Source organism: Actinocrinis sp., assembly GCF_035946395.1.
In the GTDB taxonomy this organism is placed as follows: Bacteria; Actinomycetota; Actinomycetes; order Streptomycetales; family Catenulisporaceae; genus Actinocrinis.
In genome coordinates, this window is record NZ_DASYZI010000292.1 from 1 (window position 1) to 6,518 (window position 6,518).

Here is a 6,518-nt window from a genome sequence, read left to right on the forward strand (position 1 = left end):
GACATCCCGGCCGACCCGGACGACAGGGTTCTGACGCTGCTCGCCGACGAACTGGCCGCGCCGCACGTCGGCGAGGTCGCGGTGGCGCTGCGCGGGCGCACCCGCTGGGTCGCCGGCATGGAGCGGTTGCCGCTGCGCGAGGCGCACGCCGCGGCGTCGCGGCTGCGCCAGGGCGGCGTCTACCTGATCACCGGCGGGCTCGGCGAGATCGGCACGACCATCGGCGGCATGCTCGCGCGCGACTACGGCGCGCGGCTCGCGCTGCTGGTGCGCGATCCGCTGCCGCCGCGCGAGGAGTGGGACGACTGGCTCGAACAGCACCCTGATGCCGGCGACGAGACCGCGCAGCGGATCACCCGGCTGCGGCGGCTCGAAGAGCTCGGCGCCGAAGTGCTGGTGCTGGCCGCCGACGTCGCCGACGAGGGCGCGATCCGCGAGGCGCTGGCCCGCGTGGACGAGCGCTTCGGCGCGCTGCACGGCGTCGTGCACGCCGCGGGCCTGCCCAACGAGCAGTACGACCGCACGGTGACCGCGTCAACGCTCGAACAATGCGCCTGGCACTTCACCCCGAAGGCGCACGGCCAGATCGTGCTCGAACGCGTACTCGCCGACCGGGACCTCGATTTCTGCCTGCTGATGTCCTCGCTCGCCTCGGTGCTCGGCGGCCTGCGGCTGTGCGCCTACGGAGCTGCGAACCACTTCATGGACGCCGCCGCCGCGCGTGCCAACCGCGGGCGTGAGCGCGCGGTGTGGATCGCAGCGGACTGGGACGTGTGGCAGCACCACCAGGACGAGAAGCGCGCACTGTCCGCGATCGGCCGGGTCATGGACGACAAGGCGATCCAGCCCGACGAGGGGCTTGAGGCGATCCGGCGCATCCTCGGCCTGCGCGACGTCTCCCAGGTCTCCGTCTCCACCTGGGATCTGAACCAGCGGCTCGACCGCTGGGTGCGCGTGGCGCGGGACCAAGCCGGCGCGCTGTCCGAAACTGGCCGCGTGGTCGGCGACGCGAGTGACGGCGGGCTGCTGGAGCAGGTGCGGCGGATGGTGGCCGACGCGCTCGGCGAACCGGAACTGGACGCGGGCGCGGACATCTTCGACCACGGCGGCGACTCGCTGATGATCGTGCAGCTGCTCTCCGACGTGCGTGCGCACCTGAAGGTCGAAGTGCCGCTCGCGGACGTGCTCAACGAGCCGACCGCGCGTGCACTGACCGCGTTGATCGAGGCCCGGCACGCCGCCGACCGGACGTCCGGCGCGTCCGGCTCACCGGAGGCCGCGTTGCTGGCGCTGATCGAAGCGGAGTTCGCCGAGCCGTACTTCGCCGCGGAACTGGAGAACCTGCTGGCGCGAGTCGAGGCGATGGACCCCGCCGAAGTCGCGGCCGCGCTCGCGGAGCAGGCAGTGACACCGGCGACACCGAGGGCGCTGACGACCCCGGCACCGACGACAGCGCCGGCACCGACCGAGAAGGAGCGCGTGTGAAGTTCAGCCTCATCTTCTTCTCCGGCGACGAGCGGCAGAAGTACCGCTTCGTGCTGGACGCCGCCCGGTTCGCGGACGAGAACGGGTTCACCGCGATCTGGACGCCGGAACGGCACTTCCACCGCTTCGGCGGCCTGTACGCCAACCCCTCGGTGCTCGGCGCGGCGCTGGCGATGACGACCCGCCGGCTGGGCATCCGCGCCGGCAGCGTGGTCGCGCCGCTGCACAGCCCGCTGCGCATCGCCGAAGAGTGGGCGATGGTGGACAACCTGTCCAGGGGGCGCGTCGGAATCGCGCTGGCCACCGGGTTCAGCCCGGTCGACTTCGCGTTCCGCCCGGAGAACTGGGAGGACCGCAGGAGCCTGACGTGGAGCGCGGTCGAGACCGTCAGGGCACTGTGGGAGGGCGAGCCGGTCAGCGTGCGCGACGGGCTCGGCAACAACGTCGAGGTCGAACTGCACCCGCAGCCGGTGCAGCCGACCCTGCCGCTGTGGCTGGCCTGCACGAAGAGCACGGACACCTTCGTCACCGCCGGGCGGCTCGGCTGCAACGTGCTCACCGCGCTGATCGACATGACCACCGAGGAACTCGGCGAGAAGCTCGACCTGTATCGCAAGACCCTGGTCGAGCACGGCCACGATCCGGAGGACCACACGGTCACCCTGATGCTGCACACCTTCCTCGGCACCGACCTGGACGAGGTGCGCGAGACCGTGCGCGGGCCGTTCACCGCCTACCTGCGCTCCTTCTTCACCGTGATCGACTCGCAGAAGCGCAACCTGGCGCCGGGCATGGGCGTGCGTGACATGTCCGGCGGTGACCAGGACGCGCTGATCGCGTTCGCCTTCGACAAGTACTTCAACAAGGGCGCCCTGCTCGGCACGCCCGACTCGTGCGCGCACGTGGTCGAGCGCTTCGCCGGGCTCGGCGTCGACGAGATCGCCTGCCTGATCGACTTCGGCGTCGACGAGCCGCTCGTCGTGGACAGCCTGACCCACCTGGCGACGCTGCGGCGGCGCTTCGACGACGAGGAGGAGGGATGACCGTGACGGACCTGGCCGCCGTGGCCACCAGGATCTCCCGGCTCTCGCCCGACCAGCGCACGCTGCTCGAACGGCAGCTACGCGCCGCCGCGGCGGAACCGGTGCCGCAACGCTCCGCGCACCCGGACGAACCGTTTCCGCTCACCCCGGCGCAGCGGCGCATCTGGGACACCCAGATTCAGGTCGCTGACACGCCGGTGGACATCGTGTGCCAGGCGATGCGGATCGACGGCCCGATCGACGCGCAACGGCTGCGCCAAGCGTTGATCGACACCTGCCGCGTGCACGAGGCCTTGCGTACCACGTTCACATCAGCGGACGGAGAAGTGACGCAGTGCGTGCGCGAGTCGGTGGACCCTGACGTACGCCTGCACGCCGACGCCGATGTGCTCTCGGACGCGGAGGCGCACCGCCTCGCCGCGGACCTGGCCTGGGAACCATTCGACCTCGAACATGGTCCACTGCTGCGCGCCGTGGTGGCGGGCCGGGACGAGCAACACTGGCTGCTGCTCGCGGTGCACAATCTGGTCTTCGACGCATGGTCGTTCGAAGTGCTGCTGGACGGTATCGCAGAGGCCTACGAATCCGGCACGGCACCGTCCCGCGCCGCCGACGCACTGCGCCCGGCCGACTTCGAGGACTGGCAGCGACGGTGGGCCGCCAGCCACGCCGGTCGACGCGCCGAGGCGTACTGGAGCGAACTGCTCGCTGATCCGGCGCCGCCGCTGCGCACCGACCAGCCGCGCCCGCAGGGACGCACCGGCCGTGGACGACGCCACGCCTTCGCGCTGCCCGAGAACGTCGCGCCGTCCCTGACCGCTTTCGCGCGCACACAGTCCGCCACGCCGTTCCAGGCGTGGTGCACGGTCCTCGGCGATGGGCTCGCGGAACTGTCCGGCGGGCCGGACGTCGTCTTCGGCACCTTCCAGGCGAACCGCACCGCGGCCGGGACCGACCGGCTCGTCGGGTACCTGCTCAACGTGCTGCCGGTGCGTTGGCGGGTCGAGGGTGACGCCGCGCCTGCCGAGCGGCTGCGCGCGTGCCGCGCGGCGCTACTGGAGGCGCAACGGCACGCGGCGTACCCGATCGAACTGCTCGCCGCCGACAAGGGACGCGGCGTCGAGGGGGCGCATCCGATGTTTGATGTCGTCTTCGTGTTCGAGAACCTCAGCCGTTCCTCACGCGCCCTCGGCGCCGCGCAGGTCGTCCCGTCGGACGTTGACAAGGGCACGGCGCGATACGACCTCACCGTCGCGGTATATGACGAGCCCGACGGCGCGCACGCGTGGATCGAGTACGACACCGCGCTGTTCGAACAGGACACGATTCAGCGCTTCGCGGACCGTTTCGTCGCGCTCGCGACCGCCGTCGCCACGCCGGGAGGCGGGCGGTGAGCGGCGAGGCGGCGCTCGGGGCGGTCGCGTACGAGCTGGGCGAGTATGAGAGCCCTGCCGAGCAGCTCGACGAATTCGCACAGGACCCTGACCTGGCCGCCGCGCTGCTCAGTCCGGACGCGGGCTTCGCGGTGTATCGGCACACGGACTCCTCCGCGCTCCAGCTTGCGCTGCCCGCCGCGCAGCGCACGCTCTCGCTGGCCGGGCTCGACCCGTCCGACGTGGACGCGGTGGTCGTGGCGAGCGACTGTCCGCTGGGCAAGCGGGACGTCGCCGAGTTCGCCGCCGAGCTGGGCACGCCGTCGGCGTGCATGTTCAACATGGGCTTGCTCGACTGTGCCACCGCGATGGCCGCGTTGATGCTCGCCGCCTCGCTGGTGCGCGACGGAACCTTCCGGCACGTTCTGGTGGTCAGCGTCGACCTGGTGGACGTGGTCAGCCCGGCGAGCCGGATCCTGGCCGGGGGCGCGGCCGTGGGCAGCGACGCGGCGGCGACGGCCCTGGTCTCGGCGCGCGGCCCGCTGCGGATCACCGCCGCGGCGCAGCACCGCAGTCCCGAGCTCGCGCGTTCGACCACGACGACGCAGGGGCAGCTGATCGCGCGCATCCACGCGCACCGCGAGCTGTTCGCCCGCCTCGCCAAGGCCGACGACCGGCCGCCGGAAACGGCGGCACGGCTGTTCCCCAGCAACTTCTCCCGGCGGGTGCTGCGCATGTACCTGCCCGACGTGGGCTTCAGCGAGCAGCAGATCCACTTCGACGGCATCGGGCGCATCGGCCACTGCCTCGGCTCCGACCCGCTGATCAACCTCGCCGACCACCTGCGCAGCGCCGAGCCGAAGCCCGGCGACGGCTTCGTGCTGCTCGGCTCCGGCATCGCCCACCTCGGCGCGGTCGCGCTGCGCGCCCGGGAGCCGTGATGCCGAGCGTTCAGGAACTGCTGAGCCGACTCGACGACCTCGGCGTGGTGCTGTACGCGCAGGACGGGAAGCTGCGCTACTCGGCGCCGCCGGGAGCGCTCGACGACGATCTGCGCGCACGGCTGCGGGAAAAGCGCGACGAGCTGCTCGCGCTGCTGGCCGCCGACGCCGCGGCGACCGCCCCCACGCACGCGGCCGTAGGCGCCACCTCCGGTGCCGTCCCCGGCACCGATCCTTTTCCACTCACCGACCTCCAGCAGGCGTACCTGGTGGGGGAGCAGGAACTGTTCGAGGACCGGGCACCCGCCGTCTTCTACCACGAATACGCCCTCGACGACGCCGACCCGGCGCGGCTCGAAGCCGCCCTGCGAGTCCTGCGCACGACCCATGACAACCTGCGCTTGGCCGTCGCGTCGGACGGTACGCAGCGGATCGTCCCGTTCAACGACGCAGGCCCCGAACTCGCACAGGCCGATCTCAGCGCGCTGACCGAATTGCAGGCCGAGGCCCGCATTCGCGAACTGCGCGCGGGCATCGCCGCGGCCATGCCGCCGCTCGACGCCGGGTGTCCCCTCCTTCTGCGCCTCGTACGGATGCCGACGGGGTATCGCTTGCAACTGGCACTGCGCCTGATCGCCTTCGACGGCGTGACCACTCAGTTGTTCTTCCGTGAACTCGCACGCTGCTACACGGATCCGGCCTACCGGCCCGAGCCGCCCGTGATGTCCTACGCCGACTACGTCGCTGCGATCACCGCCCGGCGCGCAGGCGCGCGCTACGCTCAGTCGCTAGGCCATTGGCACGAGCGGCTGGAACGGCTGCCGCTCGCCCCGGCGTTGCCCGAGAGCGTGGCGCGCAACACCACTGCGGGCAAGGACGGCGCCGCGCTGCGCCGCATCCAACGTCGACTGGACGCAGAACAGTGGGCTGCTTTCCGCAGCCACGGCGCACGGCTGGGCATCCCGCCGGGCTCGGCACTGTTCGCGCTGTACGTCGAGGCGCTGCAACGCTGGTCCGATCAGGAGCCCGCGCTACTCGCCGTGCTCGCCGCGCACCGCCCAGCCGAACACCCTGGCCTGGCGCAGGTCTGGGGCAATTGCAGCACCACCGTGCTCGTCGAGTGCGAGTCGGGTGGCGACGCGGGCGGGAGCGGATTCGCCGACCGAGCGCGCAGCGCACAACGAGCGGTGTTCACGGCGCTCAAGCACATCGACGTATCAGGAGTCTGGGTCGCACGCGAGCTGCGCCGGGTGCGCGCAGGGGACGGCAATCCGGCCCCGGTGGTGTTCACCAGCGGCCTGGACCTGGTCGACGGCGCGGACTTCCTGCTGCCGCTGCCCACCGCGCGGCTGGTGGACAGCTGGGTGAGCACGCCGCAGGTCCGGCTCGACCATCAGGTGTACGAAGAGGCCGGCGAACTGGTGTGGAACTTCGACTACGCCGCCGCCCGCTTCCCCGAGGGCCTCATCCCCGACCTGGCCGACTATCACCACGCCCGCATCCTCGAACTCGCCGAGCACCCCGAGGCGTGGACGCGCCGGGAAGCGCCGCTGTTGCCCGCCGCGCAGACGGCAGAGCGCGAACGCTCCAACGCGACGCGCACCGACCTGGAACTCGCCGCGCTCAACGCCGCCGTGCACCGCACCGCGCAGGCACGCCCGGACGCCACGGCGATC

5 protein-coding genes are annotated in these 6,518 nt (G+C 71.7%); all 5 read left to right on the plus strand.

Features of this window, described 5'->3' with window-relative positions; all coding sequences use genetic code 11:
• Positions 1-1,485 (plus strand): beta-ketoacyl reductase (locus tag VGS97_RS17800; protein ID WP_326854690.1); only part of this gene is annotated, 1,485 nt, incomplete at its 5' end.
• A complete protein-coding gene (locus VGS97_RS17805) occupies positions 1,482-2,528 on the plus strand; it encodes a MupA/Atu3671 family FMN-dependent luciferase-like monooxygenase (RefSeq protein WP_326854691.1) in 1,047 nt (348 codons plus the stop codon). The genes VGS97_RS17800 and VGS97_RS17805, both read left to right, overlap by 4 nt.
• Positions 2,525-3,922 (plus strand): condensation domain-containing protein, encoded by a 1,398-nt coding sequence (locus VGS97_RS17810; protein ID WP_326854692.1) that lies wholly within the window; start codon positions 2,525-2,527, stop codon positions 3,920-3,922. The genes VGS97_RS17805 and VGS97_RS17810 overlap by 4 nt, the downstream gene beginning before the upstream one ends.
• On the plus strand, positions 3,919-4,842 hold the full coding sequence (locus VGS97_RS17815; protein WP_326854693.1) for a hypothetical protein: 924 nt from the start codon (positions 3,919-3,921) through the stop codon (positions 4,840-4,842). The genes VGS97_RS17810 and VGS97_RS17815 overlap by 4 nt, the downstream gene beginning before the upstream one ends.
• Positions 4,842-6,518 (plus strand): condensation domain-containing protein (locus tag VGS97_RS17820; protein WP_326854694.1); only part of this gene is annotated, 1,677 nt, incomplete at its 3' end. The genes VGS97_RS17815 and VGS97_RS17820, both read left to right, overlap by 1 nt.